Annotated in this window: 23 protein-coding genes and 1 pseudogene; 9 read left to right on the top strand and 15 right to left on the bottom strand. The window is 65.2% G+C overall.

Going from position 1 to position 23,191, the window contains the following annotated elements:
* Positions 1-171 precede the first annotated feature (171 nt).
* Positions 172-2,442: a phosphoenolpyruvate--protein phosphotransferase gene (ptsP, locus tag FJ980_RS14055; protein ID WP_140543597.1), complete on the bottom strand. Its 2,271-nt coding sequence runs from the start codon at positions 2,440-2,442 to the stop codon at positions 172-174.
* An 83-nt stretch (positions 2,443-2,525) separates the two neighbouring features.
* Positions 2,526-3,779 carry an aspartate kinase gene (locus FJ980_RS14050; RefSeq protein WP_140543595.1) on the bottom strand — a complete coding sequence of 418 codons (1,254 nt, stop codon included), beginning with the start codon at positions 3,777-3,779 and terminating at the stop codon, positions 2,526-2,528.
* A gap of 210 nt (positions 3,780-3,989) precedes the next feature.
* On the opposite strand from FJ980_RS14050, the gene FJ980_RS14045 reads away from it, so the two are divergent.
* Positions 3,990-4,286, top strand: a complete 297-nt coding sequence (locus FJ980_RS14045) for a hypothetical protein (RefSeq protein ID WP_140543593.1) — start codon at positions 3,990-3,992, stop codon at positions 4,284-4,286.
* A gap of 30 nt (positions 4,287-4,316) precedes the next feature.
* Here the strand turns inward: FJ980_RS14045 and FJ980_RS14040 are convergent, their stop codons facing one another.
* The gene (locus FJ980_RS14040) at positions 4,317-4,874 is read right to left on the bottom strand and encodes a putative glycolipid-binding domain-containing protein (RefSeq protein WP_140543591.1); all 558 of its coding nucleotides are present in this window, start codon (positions 4,872-4,874) and stop codon (positions 4,317-4,319) included.
* 245 nt (positions 4,875-5,119) lie between these two features.
* Between FJ980_RS14040 and ubiG the strand changes: the two genes are divergently transcribed.
* Positions 5,120-5,869, top strand: a complete 750-nt coding sequence (gene ubiG, locus FJ980_RS14035) for a bifunctional 2-polyprenyl-6-hydroxyphenol methylase/3-demethylubiquinol 3-O-methyltransferase UbiG (RefSeq protein ID WP_140543623.1) — start codon at positions 5,120-5,122, stop codon at positions 5,867-5,869.
* Between the two features lie 93 nt (positions 5,870-5,962).
* Here the strand turns inward: ubiG and FJ980_RS14030 are convergent.
* A pseudogene (locus FJ980_RS14030) lies at positions 5,963-6,844 on the bottom strand (DMT family transporter); the annotation flags it as partial.
* 99 nt (positions 6,845-6,943) lie between these two features.
* Between FJ980_RS14030 and FJ980_RS14025 the strand changes: the two are divergent.
* Complete coding sequence (locus FJ980_RS14025; protein ID WP_140543589.1) at positions 6,944-7,429, top strand: MarR family transcriptional regulator; 486 nt, start codon at positions 6,944-6,946, stop codon at positions 7,427-7,429.
* Positions 7,430-7,436: 7 nt separating this feature from the next.
* Here FJ980_RS14025 and FJ980_RS14020 read toward each other — a convergent pair whose 3' ends face one another.
* From FJ980_RS14020 to FJ980_RS14005, 4 genes are all read right to left on the bottom strand, one after another.
* Positions 7,437-7,862, bottom strand: coding sequence for a DUF1178 family protein (locus FJ980_RS14020; RefSeq protein WP_140543587.1), 426 nt, complete (start codon positions 7,860-7,862; stop codon positions 7,437-7,439).
* Positions 7,859-8,725 (bottom strand): carbon-nitrogen hydrolase family protein, encoded by an 867-nt coding sequence (locus FJ980_RS14015; protein ID WP_140543585.1) that lies wholly within the window; start codon positions 8,723-8,725, stop codon positions 7,859-7,861. The genes FJ980_RS14020 and FJ980_RS14015 overlap by 4 nt, the downstream gene beginning before the upstream one ends.
* Positions 8,726-8,727: 2 nt before the next feature.
* The gene (gene grxC, locus FJ980_RS14010) at positions 8,728-8,997 is read right to left on the bottom strand and encodes a glutaredoxin 3 (protein WP_140543583.1); all 270 of its coding nucleotides are present in this window, start codon (positions 8,995-8,997) and stop codon (positions 8,728-8,730) included.
* A 76-nt stretch (positions 8,998-9,073) separates the two neighbouring features.
* Complete coding sequence (locus FJ980_RS14005) at positions 9,074-9,874, bottom strand: ComF family protein (RefSeq protein WP_140543581.1); 801 nt, start codon at positions 9,872-9,874, stop codon at positions 9,074-9,076.
* Positions 9,875-9,939: 65 nt separating this feature from the next.
* Between FJ980_RS14005 and FJ980_RS14000 the strand changes: the two genes are divergently transcribed.
* Positions 9,940-10,812 carry a methyltransferase domain-containing protein gene (locus FJ980_RS14000; protein WP_140543579.1) on the top strand — a complete coding sequence of 291 codons (873 nt, stop codon included), beginning with the start codon at positions 9,940-9,942 and terminating at the stop codon, positions 10,810-10,812.
* A 17-nt stretch (positions 10,813-10,829) separates the two neighbouring features.
* On the opposite strand, the gene FJ980_RS13995 is transcribed toward FJ980_RS14000, so the two are convergent.
* The 5 genes from FJ980_RS13995 to argJ all read right to left on the bottom strand — a co-directional run bounded on the left by FJ980_RS13995 (position 10,830) and on the right by argJ (position 14,047).
* Positions 10,830-11,009, bottom strand: a complete 180-nt coding sequence (locus FJ980_RS13995) for a Flp family type IVb pilin (RefSeq protein ID WP_140543577.1) — start codon at positions 11,007-11,009, stop codon at positions 10,830-10,832.
* A gap of 111 nt (positions 11,010-11,120) precedes the next feature.
* The gene (locus FJ980_RS13990; protein WP_140543573.1) at positions 11,121-11,441 is read right to left on the bottom strand and encodes a hypothetical protein; all 321 of its coding nucleotides are present in this window, start codon (positions 11,439-11,441) and stop codon (positions 11,121-11,123) included.
* 166 nt (positions 11,442-11,607) lie between these two features.
* On the bottom strand, positions 11,608-12,030 hold the full coding sequence (locus FJ980_RS13985; protein ID WP_140543571.1) for a (deoxy)nucleoside triphosphate pyrophosphohydrolase: 423 nt from the start codon (positions 12,028-12,030) through the stop codon (positions 11,608-11,610).
* Positions 12,027-12,806: a GNAT family N-acetyltransferase gene (locus FJ980_RS13980; protein WP_181170685.1), complete on the bottom strand. Its 780-nt coding sequence runs from the start codon at positions 12,804-12,806 to the stop codon at positions 12,027-12,029. The genes FJ980_RS13985 and FJ980_RS13980 overlap by 4 nt, the downstream gene beginning before the upstream one ends.
* The gene (gene argJ, locus FJ980_RS13975; RefSeq protein ID WP_140543569.1) at positions 12,806-14,047 is read right to left on the bottom strand and encodes a bifunctional glutamate N-acetyltransferase/amino-acid acetyltransferase ArgJ; all 1,242 of its coding nucleotides are present in this window, start codon (positions 14,045-14,047) and stop codon (positions 12,806-12,808) included. Before argJ ends, FJ980_RS13980 begins: the two co-directional genes overlap by 1 nt.
* 189 nt (positions 14,048-14,236) lie before the next feature.
* Here argJ and FJ980_RS13970 point away from each other — a divergent pair, with 189 nt between their 5' ends.
* A complete protein-coding gene (locus FJ980_RS13970) occupies positions 14,237-14,830 on the top strand; it encodes a TetR/AcrR family transcriptional regulator (protein WP_140543567.1) in 594 nt (197 codons plus the stop codon).
* A gap of 59 nt (positions 14,831-14,889) precedes the next feature.
* On the opposite strand, the gene FJ980_RS13965 is transcribed toward FJ980_RS13970, so the two are convergent.
* Positions 14,890-15,816, bottom strand: coding sequence for a peptidylprolyl isomerase (locus FJ980_RS13965; protein WP_140543566.1), 927 nt, complete (start codon positions 15,814-15,816; stop codon positions 14,890-14,892).
* A 263-nt stretch (positions 15,817-16,079) separates the two neighbouring features.
* Between FJ980_RS13965 and secA the strand changes: the two genes are divergently transcribed.
* On the top strand, positions 16,080-18,809 hold the full coding sequence (gene secA / locus FJ980_RS13960) for a preprotein translocase subunit SecA (protein WP_140543564.1): 2,730 nt from the start codon (positions 16,080-16,082) through the stop codon (positions 18,807-18,809).
* A gap of 186 nt (positions 18,810-18,995) precedes the next feature.
* Here the strand turns inward: secA and FJ980_RS13955 are convergent, their stop codons facing one another.
* A complete protein-coding gene (locus FJ980_RS13955) occupies positions 18,996-21,581 on the bottom strand; it encodes a LuxR family transcriptional regulator (protein ID WP_140543562.1) in 2,586 nt (861 codons plus the stop codon).
* A 243-nt stretch (positions 21,582-21,824) separates the two neighbouring features.
* On the opposite strand from FJ980_RS13955, the gene FJ980_RS13950 reads away from it, so the two are divergent.
* The 3 genes from FJ980_RS13950 to FJ980_RS13940 all read left to right on the top strand — a co-directional run bounded on the left by FJ980_RS13950 (position 21,825) and on the right by FJ980_RS13940 (position 23,069).
* Positions 21,825-22,097: a DUF4242 domain-containing protein gene (locus FJ980_RS13950; protein ID WP_095767571.1), complete on the top strand. Its 273-nt coding sequence runs from the start codon at positions 21,825-21,827 to the stop codon at positions 22,095-22,097.
* Between the two features lie 52 nt (positions 22,098-22,149).
* A complete protein-coding gene (locus tag FJ980_RS13945) occupies positions 22,150-22,359 on the top strand; it encodes a hypothetical protein (RefSeq protein ID WP_140543560.1) in 210 nt (69 codons plus the stop codon).
* A gap of 257 nt (positions 22,360-22,616) precedes the next feature.
* Positions 22,617-23,069, top strand: coding sequence for a hypothetical protein (locus FJ980_RS13940; RefSeq protein ID WP_140543619.1), 453 nt, complete (start codon positions 22,617-22,619; stop codon positions 23,067-23,069).
* Positions 23,070-23,191 lie beyond the last annotated feature (122 nt).

Genomic DNA, 23,191 nt, shown 5'->3' with positions numbered 1-23,191 from the left:
GTCGAAAATGGCGATTTTCGAGAACCGGAGCGGAATGTACATTTAGGTACATGAGCACCGGCCTACGCCGGCCATAGCCTTAATTTAGCTGCCGCGCCACTCACGAATGCTTCGGCCGGCGAAGGCCGGAAGCGCAGAAAATCGCCATTTGCAGACCGCCCTCACGTGAATCTAGAGCGGAATCGAACGATCGTCTGCAAAGGCCTGAAGCAAGGCTCGCATCGGCAATTTCTGGCTGGGCGCCATTAGATTGTCGTCGAAAAAGGCCTTCAGTTCCTGCAGCGGCAGCTCGGTCAGCATCGCCTTGACCGGGCCGATCGAGGCCGGCGACATCGAGATCGAGCGGAAGCCCAGGCCGATCAGCGCCATGGCCGAGATCGGCTTGCCGGCCAGCTCGCCGCAGAGCGTCACCGGGGTGTCGTTGCGCGCGCCGGCATCGGCGATCGTCTTCAGCACCCGCAGGAACGGCGTCGACAGGTTGTCGAAGCGGTCGGCGAGCTGGGTGTTGCCGCGATCGACGGCCATGACGAACTGGAAGAGGTCGTTGGAGCCGACCGAAACGAAATCCACCGCCTTCATCAATTCGTCGAGCTGGAACAGCAGCGACGGCACTTCCAGCATCGCGCCGAGCTTGAGGCTGGTGGGCAGGTGATGCGCAAAGCGCGACAGATGCCGGACCTCGCGGTCGATGATCTCGCGCGCCTGCACGATTTCCGACAGCTCGGTCACCATCGGCAGCATCAGCTTCAGCTCGCGGCCGCCGCTGGCCTTCAGCAGCGCCCGTATCTGCGTCCTGAGCAGGCCGGGACGGTCGAGGGTGAGCCGGATCGCCCGCCAGCCCAGCGCCGGGTTCTCTTCCTGCACCGCGCCCTTGAAATAGGGCAGCACCTTGTCGCCACCGATGTCGATGGTGCGGAAGGTGACCGGTTTGCCGCGCGCCGCCTCGAGCACGTCGCGGTAAAGCCGTTCCTGCGCCTCGGCGCGGGGGAAGGTCGAGGCGACCATGAACTGCAGCTCGGTGCGGAACAGTCCGATGCCGGCGGCGCCCGATTCGGTCAGCTGCGGCAGGTCGACAGCAAGGCCCGCATTCATCAGGAGATCGACCGGAACCCCGTCCTTGGTCAGCGACGGCTTCTTGCGCAGCTCGCGATAGACCTCCTGCCGCCGCGCCCTGAAGCGGACTTTTTCGGCATAGGCGGCTTCCAGGTCGGATTGCGGCCTGAGATGGATGGTGCCTTCTTCGCCGTCGACGATGATGGCGTCGCCGTTTTCCGCCATGGAAACGGCGCCCTTCATTTGTCCGGCGACGGGAATGCCCATGGCGCGCGCGACGATCACGACGTGGCTGGTGGCAGCGCCGTCCTCCAGCACCAGGCCGCGCAGCTTGTCGCGCGGATAGTCGAGCAGCTCGGCCGCGCCCATCGAGCGGGCGACGATGATGGCGTCCTTGGGCAGCGAGGCCGCGACATCTTCCGGACCGCGTCCCATCAACTGGCGCAGCAGCCGGTTGGCAAGGTCGTCGAAATCGCTCATGCGCTCGCGCAGATAAGGGTCGGTCATGTGCAGCATGCGGGCGCGCATGTCGCTCTGCACCTTTTCGACAGCGGCTTCCGCCGTCAGGCCGTTGCGGATCGCCTCTTCCAGCCGCCGCACCCAACCGCTGTCGTTCGCGAACATGCGATAGGCCTCGAGCACCTCGCGGTGCTCGCCCTCGAACGCGACCTCGCGCCGTTCCAGCATGTCGTCGATGGAGAGCCGGAGCGAGCCGAGTGAGGACTGCAGCCGGCGCACCTCCTCCTCGCTGTCCTCGTTGAAGAGGTTGGTGACGACGATGCGCGGCTCGTGCAGCACGACATGGCCGAGCCCGACACCCTCATTGAACGAAAGGCCGGTGAAGCTCACCGGGCGGCGCAGGTCGAGCTCCAGCCCCGGCTTGGTCAGGCGGGCGAGATCGCCGGTGGCGATCATCTCGGCGATCACCATCGCCGTCGTTTCCAGCGCCTCGACCTCGTCGTCGCGGTAATGGCGCATGGTCTTGTTCTGCACCACCAGCACGCCCAGCGTGCGCCCTGCCCTCAGCACCGGCACGCCGAGGAAGGAGTTATAGATCTCTTCGCCCGTTTCCGGCAGGTAGGCGAAAGCCGGATGCTCCTGCGCGTTGGATAGGTTGAGCGGTCGCGCGCTGGCGGCAATCGTGCCGACCAGGCCCTGCCCGAGCCGCAGTTGCGCCAGGTGGACGGCGTTGGGGTTCAAACCTTCGGTGGCGTAGAGCTCGAGCACCGAATCCGCGCGCAGCACATAGAGCGAGCAGACTTCGGCGACCATGTTGGAGGCGATGTCGCGCACGATGCGGTCGAGCCGCTCCTGCGGCTCCAGCGGCTCCTGCATGAGCTCGCGAAGCCGTTTGAGCAGAACGCGCGGGCCACTGGCCGTATCACGCATCGCGGCTTGTTCTCCAATGGGCATTTCGCCCGCCGCAGTTTCTCCCGCGGCCGGCGCTCACGCAACAACTGACTCAGTTCTTGCTATTGCTTATCGAGCCCGTAGACGGAATGCAAAGTACGAACTGCAAGTTCCGTATAGGGACCGTCGATCAGTATCGAGATTTTGATCTCGGAAGTGGTGATGGCGCGGATGTTGATCGCCTTGTCGGCGAGCGCCTTAAAGGCGGTGGCGGCGACGCCGGCGTGGCTGCGCATGCCGATGCCGATGACCGAGACCTTCGACATGCCGGCTTCCGACTGGACGACGTCGTAGCCGACATCGGGTTTCAGCCTCTCCAGCACGGCAAGCGCCTTGTCGACATCGCCGGACGGCACGGTGAAGGTCATGTCGGTGAACTTGCCGTCCTCGGAGATGTTCTGGACGATCATGTCGACATTGATGTTGGCCTCGGCCAGCGGGCCGAAGATGCCGGCGGCAACACCTGGACGGTCGCCGACGCGGCGCAGCGAGATCTGCGCTTCGTCCTTGGCGTAGGCAATTCCGGTGACGACCTGCTGTTCCACGATCTCTTCCTCGTCGCAAATAAGCGTTCCGGGCGGATTGAGCAAATCCCCCATTCCGGACGCGTCGGGATCGTCGAAGGACGACCGCACGAAGGTACGCACCCTGTGTACCATGGCAAGCTCGACCGAGCGCACCTGCAGCACCTTGGCGCCGAGCGAAGCCATTTCGAGCATTTCCTCGAACGAAATCTTGGCCAGCCGACGGGCTTTCGGCTCGATGCGAGGATCGGTCGTGTAGACGCCGTCGACATCGGTATAGATGTCGCAACGGTCGGCCTTGACCGCGGCGGCGATCGCCACGGCGCTGGTGTCGGAGCCGCCGCGGCCGAGCGTCGCGATGCGGTTGTCCGGGCCGATGCCCTGGAAACCGGCGATGACGGCCACCTGGCCCTCGCCGAAGCGCTTGATCAGGAAGGCGCCGTCGATATCGAGGATGCGCGCCGCGCCATGCGCATTGTCGGTCTTGATCGGGATCTGCCAGCCCTGCCAGGATCGTGCATGGATGCCCATGTTCTGCAGCGTGATCGCCAGGAGACCGGCGGTAACCTGCTCGCCCGACGCGACAACGGCGTCATATTCGCGCGCATCGTGCATCGGCGAGGCTTCGCGGGTCCACCCCACCAGCTCGTTGGTCTTGCCGGCCATGGCCGAGACCACCACGGCAACCTCGTGGCCGGCATCGACCTCGCGTTTGACATGGCGCGCCACATTGCGGATGCGGGCGATGTCGGCGACCGAGGTTCCGCCGAATTTCATCACGATACGCGCCATGGAAGCGAAATGCCTTTGACTGAAGCCGGCTCGAGCCCGGAACGAGAGGAAACGCCGGGTAAGCCCGGCGCCGGAATGCGGCCTCCTTAGCCAAAACAGCAAGGCTTCGCAAGCGAGCGCGGCGATGAGCGGCCCGGCACCATCTCTACTGACAGAACCTTGTCGCCGACCATGCCATAAGACTGGCGAAACGGCCCGTTGGAGAGTCTCATGACCGAAACCCTGGAAATCGTCACCTTCCGCCTCAAGCCCGACGCCGAAGCCGGCTTTGTCGCCAGCAACGGCGTCATCACCGACTGGCTTGGCCGGCAGCCGGGCTTCCTCAGCCGGCATCTCGGCCGGCGCGAGGACGGAAGCTGGGTGGATGTGGTGCGCTGGCAGAGCATGGAACAGGCCGGGGCGGCGGCCGACCGCATCATGGCAGAGATCGGCGGCAGCGAAGCCGTGCAGGCGATCGAGCCGGCCAGCGTCGACATGAACCATGCGACGATCGCGCTGTCGCGTTGATCGCGACATTGCCGGTCGCGCGCTCGCGGCTCAGGCAGCGCTTCGCCACAGGCCGGGATAGTCGAGAACGAAACCGGCCGGCGAGACCGTCAGGACGGCATCGTAGCCGTACACGGGCGCGGCATAAGCATATCGGCTGTCGTCGAGCCGCCGGTAGGTCTGTTCGAGGCGCGAGAGCCTGAGTTCAGGAAAGGCCAGGTAGGCGGCCGGCGCCGGCGCCGCCATTCCGGCGCCAAGCTCGAGCCGACGGATCGCCAGAAGGTTGGTGGCGGGCGTGAAGCCGAGATCGACGTCGACGAGGCCGGCAACCTCCGCCTGGCCTGCGCCGTTCAGCAGCCACTGGCCGTCGGCAAGACGTTCAATTCGATAATGCATCTCCCGCATGCCGCAAAATCCGTCGACCCGCGCCCTGCGGGTACGCCAGCTCAGGTCGCAATCCACCTCATAGGCAAGGCCGCACGGACCGGCGTCATGGCCGAAAAGCGCATGGCCCTTGAGGGTCCGGCCATCATCCGTCTCGCCAAGCAGGCAAGCGTCATGCCCCTCCAGGTCGAGCCGTTGCCAAAGGATCGAAGCCAGAATCCGCATTTTCGCACACTCCCGTCTCGGTCTCGCTCCCTGTCGATGACAGCCTTTCGTTCGCCCATCCGATTTGTTTCGGCAGCGCGGCAACCAAGCTGTCAGGTGCTGACAGAACGCGGCCTGATCCGTCGACATGGTTGGGCTTGCCGGCGGTCTGATGCCAGCGGCAAAAAAACCCGCCTTGACATTCCCTCCCCCGCGCCCGACTTCCTAGCGTTCCCCGACTTCTTGGCGTTCGAGGAGACCCGCCTATGCCAGAGCCCCGCCGATCGACCATCGATGCCGCAGAAGTGGAACGCTTCTCTGCCCTTGCCGCCGAATGGTGGAACCCGAACGGCAAGTTCCGTCCGCTGCACAAGTTCAATCCGGTGCGGCTTGCCTATATCCGCGATCAGGTTGCGGCCCGTTTCGGCCGCGATCCGCGCGCGGCGCGGCCTTTCGATGGCCTGCGCTTCCTCGACATCGGCTGCGGCGGCGGTTTGCTGTGCGAGCCGATGGCCAGGCTTGGCGCCGAAGTGGTCGGCGCCGACGCATCCGCAACCAACATCGAAGTGGCGAAGCTGCATGCGGCGGAGGCCGGCGTCAGCGTCGACTACCGCGCGACCACGGCCGAGGCGCTGGCCGATGCCGGCGAAACCTTCGATGTCATCCTGAACATGGAAGTGGTCGAGCATGTCGCCGATGTCGACCTGTTCGTCGCCAAATGCGGCCAGATGGTCCGCCCCGGCGGCATCATGTTCGTCGCCACCATCAACCGCACGCTGAAGGCGCTCGGCCTTGCCATCATCGGCGCCGAATATCTGCTGCGCTGGCTGCCGCGCGGCACGCATCAGTTCGGCAGGCTGGTCCGTCCGGAGGAGCTTGCGAAGGCGCTGGGCGCCGCCGGGCTCACGGTGGTCGACCGCACCGGCGTCATCTATCATCCGCTGGCCGACCGCTGGCAGAAGTCCAGGGACATGGACGTCAATTACATGGTGCTGGCGGAGAAAGCTTCGGTCTGAACGGCAGCAAGCCGGCCCGCCCGCTTCACGCCTCCAGTGGGCGCCGGCAAGGAACGCCGCCGGCTCGACCCGGACCGGCGCCGGCGCGCCGGCCTGGCTTTGCGCCTTGGTCGTGATGAACACGCCGACGGTGATGATGGCGGCGCCCAGCCAGGTCAGAAGCTGGTAGTGCTCGCCGAGGAAGATCGTGCCGGCGAACAGGCCGACGGCCGCCGCTACATAGCCGATCTGGCTGAGATAGACCGGGCCGCCGACCGCCTGCAGGCGGAAGAAGAAGGCGAACATCGCCGAGGCCGACGCTACCTGGCCGACGACCACGAGCGGCACGCCGCCGAGCGGAATGAAGGCTTGCCCGCCCAGAAGCGTCAAAATGCCGATGAGGAGCAGCGTGGCCGACGCCAGGTGACTGCCGACCGCCAGCTCGATCGGGCCCGTGCCTTGCGGCCAGTCGACGGTGCGGTAGATGTTACCGGCGGCAAGGCTGACCGGGATGAGCAGCCCGACCGTCACCCAGAAATAGTCGGCCGGCTGCCCCGCTTCGCCGCGCGTCAGCGCGACCATCGCCGCGCCGACAAAGCCGACGGCGATGCCGATGACCCCGAGCAGATTGGGGCGCCTGACACCGAGCACGATCGAGAACACCAGCGTGATCACCGGCGACAGGGTGAACATGATGCCGGTGTAGCCGGCGCCGAGATGCGGGATGGCCGAGAACATCAAAAGATTGGGAATGGCGTAGGAAATCGCGGCGGTGACGAAGAAATAGCGCAGCTTATGCGGGGTCAGCCGGATGCGCTCGCCGCGCAGCAGAAGCGCCAGAAACAGCACGCCGCCTGCGCCCAGCGAGATGACGAAGGCCCAGACCATGGCCGGCACCCCGGCGGCGGTGGCGAGCTTGCCGAACGGCAGCGTCATGCCCAGCAGGCCGCCCGTCACGACCAGAAGCCAGATCGCTGAATCCCAGAGAAATCTCATTGGTTCGTCCTGTCGCTGCGAGACCGCTTGGCGGCCAGTTCTTCCTGCAGTAAGATAATGCAAAGATTCTTTATGTCAAGATACTTTGCGGTGAGTAATATGGATCGAGCGGGCAGGGCCATGGAGCAGTGGCGACGGGAGCGACCGGATCTCGACGTGTCGCCGATGGGCGTCATCGGGCGGCTGAACGAGGTCTCGGCGCTCATCGCCCGCGACCGCCTGGCGCCGGTATTCGCCCGCTTCGGACTACAGTCCGGCGAATTCGATGTGCTGGCGACGCTGCGTCGTTCCGGCGCGCCCTATGCGCTGACGCCGACCGAGCTTTACGAGGCGACGATGGTGACGTCGGGCGCCATGACCGCACGCCTCGACCGGCTGGAGAAGGCCGGCCTAATCCAGCGCGCGCCGCATCCCAACGACCGGCGCGGTGTGGTGGTGCAATTGACCGGGAGAGGGCTCGAGCTCATCAACGAAGCGCTTGCCGCGCACGTCGCCAACGAGCATGAAATCCTCGCCGGCCTGACACGCGAGGACCGGGAAGTGCTGGCGAAACTGCTGGAAAAACTGATCGGAAGCTTGAGCTAGTCCCCGCTCAGTTCCGATCGTCCGGAAAGCTCGGAATCGGCATGAACTCGACGCCGTCCTCGACGAGGCTTTGCGCCTCTTCCGGCGTCGCTTCGCCATAGATGCCGCGCGGGTCGGCCTCGCCGAAATGGATCTTGCGCGCTTCCTCGGCGAACTTGTCGCCGACATAGTCGGCATTCTCGCGTACCTTCTCGGCCAGCGCCTTGAGCTGCGCCAGCGCCTGCTTCTGCGCCTCGCCGATGGCCAAAGCGACCTTTTCCTGCTTGCGGGACGTTGAGACGGCCGGCGCCATTAGCGCCTTCTCTATCCTGTGCGAGCCGCAGCGCGGGCAATCGACGAAACCGCGCTTCTTTTGGGTGTCGAATTCGTCATTGCTGCGGAACCAGGCTTCGAATTCGTGCTCGTGTTCGCAGATCAGGGAAAAACGGATCAAGAGGCGGCACCTCTGAAACGCGGCGCTTCGCTTGTCCCGGCATTGACGGTGAAGTCCCGCGCATTCTTCAGATTGGGGATCTTGCGGCGCGCGGCAAGCGACTGCGCCGGATCGATCTCGGCGACGATCACGCCGGGCTCGTCATGCGCGGCCTCGGCGAGGATGCGCCCCCACGGGTCGACGATCAGCGAATGGCCATAGGTCTCTCGCCCGTCCTCATGCAGGCCGCCCTGCGCGGCGGCGATGACATAGGCGCCGTTCTCGATGGCGCGGGCGCGCAGCAGCACATGCCAATGCGCCTCGCCGGTCTGGCGCGTGAAAGCGGCGGGCACCGTCAGCACCTCGGCCCCGGCCATCGCCTCGGCGCGAAACAGTTGCGGAAAGCGCAGGTCGTAGCAAACGGCAAAGCCGAGCCTCGTCCCCTCGATATCGGTCACGACCGCTTCCGTTCCCGGCTCGTAGGAGGCGGATTCACGCCAGCTTTCGCCATTGTCGAGGTCGACATCGAACATATGGATCTTGTCGTAACCGGCAATAAGAGCGCCGTCGGGCGAGAACAGGAACGCGCGGTTGGCGAGCTTACTGTCGGCGCGCAGGATCGCCGTCGAGCCGACATGCAGATGAATGCCGAGCTCCTTCGCCAGCCTGCGCGCGGTCGCGACGACCACGTCCTTGTCTTCGGTGGTGAAGGCGGCCGCCCCCGCCTGCTTGTCGCGGATCAGCGCGCCGGTCATTTCCGGCGTCTGGACGTAGGTGGCGCCCCGATGTGCGGCATCGCGGACCAGCCTTTCCATGTCGGCCGCATTGCGCTCCGGGCCGGTCCCCGAACGCATCTGCACCGCCGCCACCTTGAAAACACCCATGATCAAGCCCTCGCTTCGTTGGCAAGCAGCACGTCCAGCCGCCCCTGCGACTCCAATTCATGGAGATCGTCGCAGCCGCCAACATGCGTGTCGCCGATGAATATCTGCGGAAAAGTGGTGCGCCCATGCGCCCGAGAAATCATTTCCTGGCGCAATTTCGGCGAGAATGAAGCGTCGTGCTCGGTATAGGTCACACCCTTGCGCTCGAGCAACCGCTTGGCGGCCGTGCAATAGCCGCACATCATCCGCGTATAGATCGTCACATCGACCATCGGTCAGCAAATCCTGCCTGTGCGCATCGCCCACGCTTGCGCGAAAACGAGGTGCACCAAAACAACAACTTAAGCACTATATAGTTGCAGACGCATCGGCCCGGAAGTCCCCCGGCAGAACGCGCGCGAAGGTCAGCACGTCGACCGCTCCGGCGCCGCCCCTCTTCAGCGCCTTGGCGACGGCCCGCACCGTTGCGCCGGTGGTATAGACATCGTCGACCACGAGCACCCGGCGCCCCGCTATCTCGATTTCGGCGTCCGGCGGGACGCGAAACGCGGCGCGCACATTCTCCTCGCGCTCATGCCGTTCGAGCCCGACCTGCTGGCGCGTCAGCTTCACGCGCCTGACCGCGGATGGCGAGAAGGGCAGCCCGCTGAGCTTTGCAACGGCCCGGCCGAGTTCCGCGGACTGGTTGAACTGGCGCCGGAAGAAGCGCCGCCAGTGCAACGGCACCGGCACGACCAGGTCGGCCTCCGCGATCAGTTCCGCGCCGGCCCGCATCATCCAGTTCGCCATCCAGGGCGCGAGGTCGGTGCGGTCCTGATATTTCAGCCCTTGCACCATCTGCCGCGCGACGCCCGAATAGAGGACGGCGGCCCGCGCCCGCTCGAAGGGCGGCGGATCGGCGATCGCCTCGGCGCAAAGAAACCCCTCGCCCATGTCGTGGGTGAAGGGCGTGCCCATCACCGGGCACCATGGTTTTTCCAGCAGCCTAAGCTTCGGCCAGCAGGCGCCGCACAGCACGCCGGGTTGCGACACATGACGACGACAGCCGGCGCAAACCGGCGGAAACAACAGGCGCGCCGGCCAGGCCAGTGCCTGCCGCGTCATATCCTGGACCGCTATGGTCTTGATCTTGCGCACCGGATCGGCCACGTGAAAGGAAACCCCGCGCCACCTTAACACCACTCCGGCACGCGCGGACAACAGGAAGCTTTTCATTGCAGCCCTTGATCGACACCGAGCTCTGGCTCGCGCGCAAGCGCCGGGCACTCGCGCGCCCCGTCGAAGGCGCCGATTTCCTGATGCGCCGCGCCGCGGAGGACCTTGCCGACCGGCTGGGCGCCGTCGAACGCCGCTTCGGCAAGGCGGCCGCGCTGTTTTGTCAGACTTCAGCGGCCGTGGACGTGCTTGCCGGCAGCGGCAAGGTCGGCGAAATCGTGCGCGTCGAGATGGACGAAGCGCTTCTCGCCGGCAGCACCGGCCTGGTAGCGCGCCCTGAGACCGTGCCGTTCGAGGAGGCGAGCCTCGATCTCGTCGTCTCCCTGCTGTCGATGCATGCGATGAACGACATTCCCGGCGTGCTTGCGCAAATCCGCCGGGCGTTGCGACCGGATGGGCTTTTCCTCGGCGCTTTCGCCGGCGCTGGCACATTGGCGGAATTGCGCGAGAGCATGCTGGCGGCCGAGACGGAGCTTTACGGCGGCGCAAGCCCGCGCATCCTTCCCTTCACCGACGTGCGCGACGCGGGCGCGCTGTTGCAGCGCGCCGGCCTGGCATTGCCGGTCGCCGATGTCGAAACGGTCGCGGTGCGTTACGACACGCTGTTCGATCTCGCCGCCGATCTGCGCGCCATGGGCGAAACAAGCGCGCTCGTCGATCGCAGCCGCAGGCCGGCCGGCAGACGGCTTTTTGCCCGCGCCGCGGAACTCTACGCCGAGCGATTCGCGGATCCGGATGGCCGTATCCGAGCAAGTTTTTCGATTGTCTGGATGTCCGGCTGGGCGCCCGACGCCTCGCAGCAAAAGCCGCTCAAGCCGGGATCCGCCAAGGTCTCGCTCAAGGCGGTCCTGGAGAACCCGTCCAAGACCTGAGCGCGCCCGTGATGCCGTCAGTGAGCGAAGGCGTTGGCAAGCTTGCTGTTGTTGTCGGTGAACAGCCACACCAGCCCATCTGCCGCCTGCTTGACCCCGGCGATGATGGCCAGCGACAACACCACGACGATCAGGCCATACTCGACGGCCGTAGCGCCCGTTTCGTCTTCAATGAATTGCTGCAGCAGGTTTTTCATGATCATCGATCCCTCATGCAGAAACTCTAATGTCCTACCCGTTAAGAAAGGTTAACGGGAAAAGCTTAACAGCGAGTGAAACGCCGTCGCGCCGGAAAATTATTAACCAAGTCAGCACTCGCCGCTGCGGCTGCCGTCATTGCGGATGACGCAGATTGAACTGGGAAAGGGCTGCAGCACGCTGCGGCGCACCGTATATGTATTGGGGCGATGGCCGATCGATCCGGTCGCGGTCATGTCGAGCCCGCCCGCGAAGCCGTCGCGAGCGCTCTGCGGCCGGATCTGGTTGTCCAGGAAAGGCGTTGCGATCAGCGCCAGCGCCACCGCCGCCGAGCCGAAGAGAAGCGTGATCCGCAGGATGCCCATGCCGGCATCCATCGCGCGAAACCCCCGGTCGGGCCGGATCGAATCCCAGTCTCTTTCAAGGCTCATGCCGTGTTTCCCAGTCATCGACGATATCGCCGCGCGAAACGGCCTCGCGCAATTTTTCACGTCGAGATAAATCTTCCATTAACGCTGACTAAAGCAGCTCCGGGAAACGTGCGGAAACACTTCGCCGTCCGGAAACGGTGACCTGCTGCCAGGTCGGCCGGGAAAACTACAAAAGATCGATGAGGAACTGGATTAGCGGCGCGTCGGCCGGCGGCATCGGATAGTCGCGCATCTGCCGCGGCCTGACCCATTTGAGCCCCTGGCCTTCCCTGGGCTGCGCGATCCCGCGAAAGCGGCGGCAGACGTAAAGCGGCATTAGGAGATGGAAATCGTCATAGGAATGGCTGGCGAAGGTGAGCGGCGCCAGGCACGGAATCTCGGTCTCGATGCCGAGTTCCTCATGCAGCTCGCGCACCAGGCACGCCTCCGGCGTCTCGCCGGGCTCGACCTTGCCGCCTGGAAACTCCCACAGGCCGGCAAGCTGCTTGCCTTCCGGGCGCTGCGCCAGAAGCACGCGCCGGTCGGTGTCGACCAGCGCGCACGCGGCGACCAGCAGCAGTCGCTTTCCGGCCGGCTTGACCTCGCTCATGCGCCCGGCGGCCGTCGATAGTGGTAGCGATAGACTTCCTCGAAGCCGAGCGACCGGTAGAGCGAGAGCGCCGGCGCATTGCCGGCCTCGACCTGCAGCCAGGCCTCGCGCGCGCCGCGCAGCCGTGCCCATTTCAGCGCCGACAGGATGAGATTGCGGCCATGGCCCTTCTTGCGCGCCGACTTTTCGGTAGCGACCTCGAACAGACCCGCGAGATCGCCGTCATGAACGCAGATCAGCGTCGCCAGCGGCTCGTTGCCGTCCTCGAGCGCGAACAGCCCCGCTTCCGGCTGGATGGCGCCGATGACCTCGGACAGGCCGGGCCGCAGCGAGGCGTCCGAGCCGCTCGTCCTCAGCGAGGCGCCGATGAAACGGCTGATGTCCTTGAGCGGAATCTGGTCCATGGCCGCGCCAAGCTCGACCTCCTTCAGCGGCAGCCGCATCACCAGGGATTCGTCGAACATGTTCCAGCCGGCCTTATCGAGGTGCGTGGACAACACCTGCCCCGACAGCGGCGACATGCGAAAGGTCAGCGGCCGGCCATAGGCGTCGAAGCGTCTTGCGGCGCGGCCGATGCGCTCTTCGATGGCGTGCGTGTCGCCCGGATCGAGCGGATTGACCGAGTTGAGGCGCTTGGCGGGGAGACCTGCGGTCAGCCGCACCACCCAGGTCCCGTCATAATGGACGGCGGCCGCCGGCCAGGCGCGAAAACCCGCCGCCTCGTAGCGACGCACGACCGCGAGCACGCTTGCCGGATGCCTCGACACCGGCGCCATCAGCTCCGGTAATCGCCATTGATGGCGACATATTCCTTGGTGAGGTCGCAGGTCCACACCGTCGCCTTGCCGCGGCCGATGCCGAGATCGGCGCGGATGCGGATATCGTCGCGCTTCATATAGGCCGAGGTCGCTTCCTCCGAATAGGCCGGATCGCGCTCGCCCTCATGCGCCAGGCGGTTGTCGCCGAACCAGATCGACAGCCGGTCGCGGTCGGCCGGCTCGCCGGCCTTGCCGACGGCCATGACCACGCGGCCCCAATTGGCGTCCTCGCCGGCGACCGCCGTCTTGACCAGAGGCGAGTTGGCGATCGAGAGCGCGATGCGCTTGGCCGAGCGGGCGGACTTCGCGCCGGTGACGGTGACCTCGACCTGCTTGCGCGCGCCCTCGCCGTCGCGCACCACCTGCAGCGCCAGCGACTTCAGCACCTTGCCGAGCGCCCGGCGGAAGGCGCCGAGCCGCGCGTCCTTGGGATCGCCGATCGCCGGCGCGCCGCGCGCCGCGGCCTTGCCGGTGGCGAAGAAAAGCAGCGTGTCGCTGGTCGAGGTGTCGCTGTCGACGGTCACCGCATTGAAGGTCTTGGCCGTGCCGCGCGACAGCAGGTCCTGCAGCACGGGAGCTGCGATCGGCGCGTCGGTGGCGATGAAGGAGAGCATCGTCGCCATGTCGGGCGCTATCATGCCGGCGCCCTTGGCGATGCCATTGATGGTGACGTCGGTGTCGCCGAGCTTGACCGTTGCCGTCGCCACCTTCGGATAGGTGTCCGTGGTCATGATCGCCTTGGCCGCCTCGGTCCACTGATCCGGCCTGCCGTCCTTGACCAGGCCGGCGAGCAGATGGCTGAATCTGGTCGTGTCGAGCGGCTCGCCGATCACGCCGGTCGAGGCCAGGAACACCTCGCTCTCGGAGCATCCGGCGGCCTTCGCCGCCGCCTCGCCGGTCAGCGCGGTCGAAGCCTGGCCCTTCTTGCCGGTGAAGGCGTTGGCATTGCCGGAATTGACGACCAGCACGCGCGCCTTGCCGGCGGGCAGGTTCTGGCGGCAGAAGTCGACCGGCGCCGACGGGCATTTCGACCTGGTGAACACGCCGGCGACAGCCGTGCCCGGATCGAAGGCCATGGCCAGCAGGTCGGTTCTGTTGCGATACTTGATGCCGGCTTCGGCGGTCGCGATGCGCACACCCTCGATGACCGGCATATTCGGATATTTCTTCGGTGCGAGCGGCGAAATCGTAGCAGACATCGGTATCCCGGAGCGGCAAGAACACGAAAGGAAGGCCGGTTTGCCTGATAGCGCGCGCCGGCGCAAGAGGCGTTCTGGCCGCGCCCTGCCCGGCTTGGCCGGCGGCCTTGCAATTGGAAACACGTCGTTTCGTTTCGTCGCCGAAGCCAATATGATCGGCTGCAGATTCACCGGCCAAGGAAGACCTCGATGGGCGAAGCCGCCGCTCGCGGGCGCAAGTCGATCGGCGCAAAACGCAGTCCCGAGAGCGCCGATGCCATCCTCAACGCCGCCGAGGCGGTGTTGCGCGAGGCGGGCTATGCCGGCTTCTCGATCGAGGCCGTCGCCCGGCGGGCGCGGGCGGGAAAGCCGACCATCTATCGCTGGTGGCCGAGCAAGGCGGCCCTGCTGATCGAGATCTACCAGCGGCAGAAGCGCGTCGAGACGCCCGACACCGGAAATGTCGAGGACGATCTGGCCGGCTTCCTCGAGAATCTGTTCGCGCATTGGCGCGACACCCCGTCGGGCAACATCTTCCGCTCGCTGATAGCGGAGGCGCAGTCGGACGAGACGGCCGCGGCCGCGCTTGCCGAATATTCAAAAGGACGCCGCAGCCATACCGGCCGGATGATCGAGCGCGCCAAGTCGCGGGGCGAGGTGGCGCCCGACGTCGATGCCGGGATCGTCGCCGACCTGGTCGCTTCCTTCGCCTGGCGGCATCTTTTGACCGAACGGCTCGACGAGGACGCGGCGGCGATCCGCGCCGCCATACGCTACATCACGCGGGGCATAATGAAGGCTTGACCCCGAATGCTAAAAGGGCGCCCGAAGGCGCCCTTTTAGAACATCCAGCTGCAAGCGGACTACTTGCCGGCTTCCAGCGTGTCGACATCCTTCTTGAGCTTCTCGTCCGGAATATCGACCTTGGCGGCTGCGCGCAGCTCCTTGACCATGGCGAAATACTTGTCGCGGATCACCGCCTGCTTGGCCTGGTCCTTGACGTCGTCGAAGGCCGGCGGCTGCTTGGCCCGCTTGTCCTCGACCTTGATGACGTGCCAGCCGAACTGCGACTGCACCGGCTCCTTCGAATATTTGCCGACGTCGAGCGCGAACGCCGCCTTGTCGAATTCCGGCACCATCTGCCCCGGGCCGAACCAGCCGAGATCGCCGCCGCTGGTCTTGCCGCTCGGGTCGCTGGTGTGTTCGTTGGCGAGCTTCTGGAAATCGGCGCCGCCGTCGAGCTGCTTGATGATCGCCTCGGCCTCTTCCTTTGTCTTCACGAGGATGTGACGGGCATGGATTTCGTTGACCGGCGGCGTGTTGGCGATTTCCTGGTCATAGCGGGCGCGCACTTCGGCGTCCGTCACCTTGTCGACCACTTCCTTCTCGACCACCTCGCCATGCAGGGCCCGTGCCTGCAGGAAGGCCATGCGGCGCTGGAAGTCGGCGTCCTTGTCGAGGCCGCTGTCGACGGCCTTCTTGGCCATGACGCGGATTTCGATCGCCGCCGAAAGGGCCGCCGCGCGGCGCTGTTCAGGCGGCAGTTGCGCGAACTGCTGCGACAGTTCGCCTTCGGCGAGACGAAGATCGGCCTCGGTCAGCGTCTCGCCATTGACGGTGGCGATCACGGCATTGGGATCGACCGGCGCCGCCGGAGCAGCCGCGGGCGCCGTGGCGTCCGGCTGGGCGGGCTTGGTCTCTTGCGCCATCAGCGGAGACAGGCAAAGAGCCGAGAGCCCGAAGGCCAGACCGAGGCTGGCGAGCGAGGCGCGGCGGATCGACAGGGACATCAAGATAAACTCCAATGGGGATTGCCAATAAGGATCGCGTGAGCGGAAGGGTTCCAGATCAGTCGAATTGTGGCGGAATTTGGCGCTGCCGATAGGGCTAACGCGGCGTTGACATCGATTGAGCCCCCTCTTATCTGTCCAACGACTTGGCGTCCAGAACCGTTTTCCGGGCGCTTTTTGCGTTTGTCCGCACTCACGCGGATTTGATAGGCCCGCCAGGTGCCTGTCGCAAACGGCTAAATTGCTATCGAAAGGACCATTGGATGGTCAGTCTCGGCGGTCTCGCCCGTAAGGTTTTCGGTTCTTCCAACGACCGCCGGGTCAAGTCGACCCGGCCAAGGGTCGAAGCCATCAACGCCATGGAAAACGAGATGCGGGCGCTTTCCGATGCCGAGCTTGCGGGGCGCACGGAAAAGTTCCGCCAGGATCTGGCCAACGGCGCTGCGCTCGACGATCTCCTGGTTCCGGCCTTCGCCACGGTGCGCGAGGCGGCCCGCCGCGTGCTTGGCATGCGTCCCTTTGACGTACAATTGATCGGTGGCATGGTGCTGCACAATGGCGGCATCGCCGAGATGCGCACCGGCGAGGGCAAGACGCTGGTCGCCACTCTGCCGGTCTATCTCAACGCCCTCGCCGACAAAGGCGTCCACGTCGTCACCGTCAACGATTATCTCGCCACCCGCGACTCCGAATGGATGGGCCGGGTCTACAAGTTCCTCGGCCTCAGCGTCGGCGTCATCGTCCACGGCCTCTCCGACGAGGAGCGCCGCGTCGCCTACGCCGCTGACGTCACCTATGCCACCAATAACGAGCTTGGTTTCGACTATCTGCGCGACAACATGAAGTATGAGCGCGCGCAGATGGTGCAGCGCGGCCATTCCTATGCCATCGTCGACGAGGTCGATTCCATCCTGGTCGATGAAGCCCGCACGCCGCTGATCATTTCCGGTCCGCTCGAAGACCGCTCGGAAATGTACAACACCATCGACGCCTTCATGCTGAAGCTCAGCCCGGCCGACTATGAGGTCGACGAGAAGCAGAAGACGACGATCTTCACCGAGGACGGCACCGAGAAGCTGGAAAACATGCTGCGCGACGCCGGCCTGTTGAAAGGCGAGTCGCTCTACGACGTCGAGAATGTCGCCATCGTCCATCACGTCAACAACGCGCTGAAGGCGCATCTGTTGTTCCAGAAGGACAGGGACTACATCGTGCGCAATGGCGAGATCGTCATCATCGACGAGTTCACCGGCCGCATGATGCCGGGCCGCCGCTATTCGGAAGGCCTGCACCAGGCGCTCGAGGCCAAGGAGCACGTGCAGATCCAGCCGGAGAACCAGACGCTGGCCTCCGTCACCTTCCAGAACTATTTCCGCCTCTACAAGAAGCTCTCCGGCATGACCGGCACGGCGCTGACCGAGGCGGAGGAATTCGGCAACATCTACGGCCTCGAGGTCACCGAAATCCCGACCAACCTGCCGGTCATCCGCAAGGATGAGGACGATGAGGTCTACCGGACGGTCGAGGAGAAGTACAAGGCGATCGTCAGGGAAATTCGCGAAGCCAGCGCCAAAGGCCAGCCGACGCTGGTCGGCACCACCTCGATCGAGAAATCCGAGCAGCTGGCCGAGCGCCTGCGCAAGGACGGCTTCAAGGACTTCGAAGTGCTGAACGCCCGTCACCACGAGCGCGAGGCGGCCATCGTCGCCCAGGCCGGCAAGCCCGGCGCCATCACCATCGCCACCAACATGGCCGGCCGCGGCACCGACATCAAGCTCGGCGGCAATGCCGAGATGCGCATCGCCGAGGAACTTGGCGACATGCCGGCCGGGCCGGAGCGCGAGGCGCGGGAAAGGGAAATCCACGCCGACGTCGAACGCCTGAAGGAAAAGGCGCTGGCCGCCGGCGGCCTCTACGTCCTGGCTACCGAACGCCACGAATCGCGCCGCATCGACAACCAGCTTAGAGGTCGTTCAGGAAGGCAGGGCGATCCCGGCCGCTCGAAATTCTTCCTGTCGCTGCAGGACGACCTGATGCGCATCTTCGGCTCCGAGCGCATGGACGGCATGCTGCAGAAGCTCGGCCTCAAGGAAGACGAGGCTATCATCCATCCCTGGATCAACAAGGCGTTGGAAAAGGCGCAAAAGAAGGTCGAGGCGCGCAACTTCGACATCCGCAAGAACCTCCTGAAATATGACGACGTTGCCAACGACCAGCGCAAGGCTGTGTTCCTGCGGCGCATCGAGTTGATGGACGGAGAAGGTCTCGCCGAAACCATTGCCGAGATGCGCGAAGGCGTCATCGAGGAGATCGTCGCCAAGAACATCCCCGAAAACGCCTATGCCGAGCAGTGGAACGTCGCCGGCCTCAAGGAGGAAGTGGCGCAGTACCTCAATCTCGACCTGCCGGTCGAGGAATGGGTCAAGGAAGAGGGCATCGCCGAGGACGACATTCGCGAGCGCATCACGGCCGCCGCCGACGCCGCCGCCAGGGAGCGCGCCGACCGCTTCGGCCCCGACGTGATGAACTATGTCGAACGCTCGGTGGTGCTGCAGACGCTCGACCATCTGTGGCGCGAGCACATCGTCAATCTCGACCATCTGCGCTCGGTCGTCGGCTTCCGCGGCTACGCCCAGCGCGACCCGCTGCAGGAATACAAGAGCGAGGCCTTCGAGCTGTTCCAGGCAATGCTCGGCAATCTGGAGCAGGCCGTCACCGCGCAGCTGATGCGCGTCGAGCTGGTGCGCCAGGCGGCCGATGCGCCGCCGCCTGAAGCGCCCGAGATGTTCGGCAGCCATATCGACGGCTCCACCGGCGAGGATGATTTCCAGGGCGGCGAGACCGCGCTTCTGGTACGTCAGGACAACGCCGTCGTCGCGCCGGAAAACCGCGATCCGAAGAACCCCGCGAGCTGGGGCAAGGTCGGCCGCAACGAGCTCTGCCCCTGCGGCTCCGGCAAGAAGTACAAGCACTGCCACGGCACGTTCGCCTGACGCCTGTTTCCTTCTCCCCGTTTCAACGGGGTGAGAAGTGGTCCGCGCAGCGGAACGAAAAGCCAATTGCTTGGCTTTTCGAACGACGAACGCCCAGAGCGATAGCGAAGGGCCGGCTGGTGCCCGAAGGGCGGATGAGGGGCAGCGCCGGGGCCGGCGGTTTCCTTCAGGCGCAGAAAACAAGCCTCACACCAGACCCGACGCGCGCGCCGCGGCCGCCGCTTCGCCGCGCGAAATGACTTCCAGCTTCTCCAGCACGGCCGAAACGTGGTGATCGACGGTCTTGGGCGAAATGGTCAGATGCGCGGCGATCTTCTTGTTGGAAAAGCCTCGCTCGAGAAGTTCCAGGACTTCCATCTGGCGCTGCGTGAGGCCGGCCTGGTTGGCGCGCGTCGCCTGTCGCGGCCCTCTCGCGATGTGATTGACGCCGCTCTCCCGCATAAGGCTGCGCGCCTGCTGCGCGACCGCCCTTGCGCCAAGGTTCTCGAAAATGGCGAGCGCCTCGCGCTGCGCCGCTTCGTCGCCGAGCAGCAAGGCCATTGCCTGTTCGAAAGGCGCCCCCATTTCGGCCCATAGGCTGGCGGCGGCGCGCCAGTCGCCCGTCAGTTGCAGACGGTGCGGCTCCGCCATGCCGTCCGTGTCGCCGGGTTCGGATCCCGGCGACAACAGTTCCCGCCAGGTGGCAAGTTCGCCGAACACGGTCGGCGTCGGCGCGAGATCTTCGGCGACCGCGATCAGGCGCAGGGCTTCCTGCCTGTCGGCTTGTCCAAGCCAGGCCGATTCGGCCAGCACCTGGGCAAACGCCACCAGGCGCTGCAGCTCCATGCCCTTGTCCAGGAACCGCCTCATCTCTTCGACGATCGGCTCGGCCGACGGGTCGCCGCGGCGGATGCGCAATCTTGCCAGCGCCACCAGCGACGGATAGCGCACCAGCGGCGTCGTTGCGTCGTCGTCGACAACCTCATGCGCCATTGTCGCGGCGTCGTTCCACAAGCCGCGGCGAAGCAAAAGCTGCGCCTGCACGCCGCGCATATAGTCGCGCCATGTCGCGAGATCGTTCTCGACGCAATAGCCGATGCCGCGATCCAGGAACGATGCCGCCTCCTTGAAGTTGAGCCTGTTCATCTCGACGCAGGCGCAGTTCGTGAAGGCGCGCGCCGCATGCTCCTGGTAGTTGCCCGACAGCGCAATCCCAAGGCTGCGGGCGAGATCGCGCCGCCCCTTGGCAAAATCCAGCCATTGTCCGGCGGCGCCGACATTGTTCAGCGCATGACAGAGAATGTCCGCCCGGTTGAGCCGCTCCGCCAGCTCGACCGCCTTGCCGCCGAGCGAAAGCGCGTCCTCGAGCCGCTCGGCCAGCATCGCCAGCTGCGAGAGGTTCGAATAAGCCATCGCCAGCTCGGCGCTGTCGGGCGCGGTCTCCAGAAGCTCCACGGCCTGCTCTCCGAAACGGTCCGCTGCCTCGCGATCGCCGAGCAGGTAGGCAAAGCGCGACAGGCATCTGAGGCTGTCGCCTTCCTTGAGCCGGTCGCCCAGCGCCTGGCGCAGCTGGCGCGCCCGGCCCTGCGCCTCCATCGCCGCCTCGACGCGGCCGATCAGGTGGCACTCGAAGGCATGTCCTTCGTAAAGTTCAGCCCGCTTTTCGATCGGCAGGATATCCGCATAGCGCAGCGCGACCTCGTAATAGCCCGCCGCATCGCGATGCGCGCCGACGCGGGATGCCTCGCGCGCGGCAACCGGCGCCAGCTCGCGCACCACGTCGAGGCTTTGTGCTTCCACGGCATGATGCACCAGCCTTGCGGTGGCGACTTGCGGATTTTCCCGTAACGCCGCCAGCGCGCGCTCATTGTACTCGCGTCGTTTGCTGGGCGTCAGCGCCATCTCGATGGCCGTGCGGGCGATCTCGTGCCGGAAAGCATAGCCATCGCCGAAATCCTCGAGCAGGCCGTTGGCGACGCATTCGGCGAGCTGGCCGGCGGCGGCAATCCCGCAAAGGCCGCTCAGCGCCCAGGCATCGGCGCGGCGCGGAAACACCGAGACCGCGTCGAGCATCGAGCGGGCGCCGGGCGACAGTCTTTCGGCGCGCGCCAGCACGGCGTCGCGGAGGCTCGCCGGCAACGCGCCATCGACCGAGGCGGCGAGCAGCTCGGTGACGAAGAAGGCGTTGCCCGCCGTTGCGCGGTAGATCGCGTCGCCGTCGCGCTCGGCCGCCGCGGCGAGCGAGCGCACCGCGCTTTCGCTGAGCAGCGGCACTTCTATGCGATGGATGTTGCCGGCCGGTATCTCGCCGAGCGCCCGGCGCACGCGCATCTGTCCTTCGCTGCGGTCGGTGCGCGCCGTGATCAGAAGCAGGATGCGCATGTTTGCAATGCGCCGGCCGAGGAAACGCACGAAATCGAGCGTCGCGTCATCGGCCCAGTGCAGGTCCTCGATGACGAGCAGGCAAGGACCTTTCGCTTCGAAAACGTCGAGCGCCTCGGAAAACAAGGGCAGCCGCTGCACCTGGCGGTCGTCGATCGCTCGCGGCGGCTCCCACTGCGCCTCGCGCGCCAGATCGTAAAGCGGCCCCAAGGGATCGGGAATGGAGAGATCCTCGCAGGCGCTGCGAAGCACGGTCAGGTCCTTGCGCAAGCGGCTTGCGAACGCCTCGGCCAGCGCCGTCTTGCCGGCGCCGGCCTCCCCCGACAGGACCACGACACGGCCGCGGCCGCCTGTTGCATCCGCCAGCAAGGCATCCATTTGCTGCAGTTGCGTCTGCCGTTCCAGAAGCATTGTCACTCTCTCGCCAAATCAGAATTTCCATCGTGGCGGGCCGCCGCCGCGATAGAATGGGAAACGGCGCGACAATGTGACTTGCCACACATTGAGGTGCCATCTTCCACATGAAACGTCGCAAAGATAGGGATTCGTCCCGGCCAATATGGGGAATGGCTCCGATGCGCGCCTGCCGCGAAGGTGATTTCTGCTGGGTCGCGCTTGAACCGAGCGCAATTTACCAATGAAAGGAAACCGATCGTGCCTCGTTACCTGATTGAACGTACCTTCCCCGATGGGCTTCACGTGCCGATGAACGATGCCGGCGCAACCGCGATGGGCGGCGTCATCGCTCGCAATGCCGAGAAAGGCGTCACCTGGGTGCAATCCTTCGTCTCGCCGGACAAGAGCAAGAGCTTCTGCATTTACGATGCGCCCTCGCCGGAGGCGATCCGCAGCACCGCGCAGAAGAATTCGCTTCCCGTCGACAAGATCACGGAGGTCCGGGTCCTCGACCCCTACTTTTATCGCTGATCGGGCAGACCATGTTGGGCAGACCATACCCGTCGCCGGCGGACCTGACGCCGTGCCAGAGGACGAGGCTGTATCCGCCGCGGCGGACATCGTCCCGTCACGGCGCGGCTTCATGCGACGGGCTGTGTCGACGTTGCTTTCGCCGCTGCGAAACCGGCGACGCTTTCTGCCACCTCAGGACGATTACCTGAAGCGCGACATCGGCCTGCACGAGCGGGAAAACCCGCGCGAGTACTGGGAATATTGGTGGCATCACAGCTGATCCCGGGCAGGGCAATTCCAGGAAGACTGCGCAGCGGTTTTCCGTCCGGAATTGCGCAAAACAAAGACTTGGAGCGGTTCGTTCGGTGAACCGCTCTGGTCGGGATCAGCGACCATCGCTTTTACAGACAGGCGCCGCCGGCGTTCGGAGTTGGCCTTACCGGCCGGACCACCGCCGCTTGCGCGCCTCAATTGGAGAGACAAATGAACATTCAGACCTTAGTCAAATGCGTTATCGGCGCTTCTGCCTCGATCATCATGCTGATGGCGGGCGCGGCCACGGCCGAAACCGTCAATCCGCTCGCCGAAAAGGTGCGGGCGCTCGACAGCCGCTTCGAGGATGTCGCGGTGGCAAAAGCCGAAGGCTACGCGCCGATCCCCTGCGCCAGCGGCCTCACCGGCGGCGCCATGGGCATCCACTACGTCAACGCCGCCTATCTGAAGGACGACGCCGTCGATGTCGCCAAGCCGGAAGCGGTGATGTACGAGCCGATGGCCGACGGCACGCTGAAGCTGATCGCGGTCGAATACATCACCGCGAAGGGCCCGGCCTCGCTCGAAGGCCATCTGTTCAACTTCAACACCGCGCCCAACCGCTACGGCCTCGGCCCCTTTTACGAGCTGCATGTCTGGGCCTGGAAGCAAAGCCCCACCGGCGCCTTCGCCGACATGAACCCAAACGTATCGTGCGACGCGATGCAGGGGATGTAGGGCACCTAGCCTTCTCCCCCTTGTGGGAGAAGGTGGATCGGCGCATAGCGCCGAGACGGATGAGGGGTGTTCCAGCGGAGTGAGACGTCTGCGTTCCCTGGAACACCCCTCATCCGTCGCCT

The organism is Mesorhizobium sp. B1-1-5 (genome assembly GCF_006443065.1).
GTDB lineage: Bacteria > Pseudomonadota > Alphaproteobacteria > Rhizobiales > Rhizobiaceae > Mesorhizobium.
Note: the sequence above shows the minus strand (reverse complement) of the source record. Positions and strands in the feature narration are given on the sequence as shown.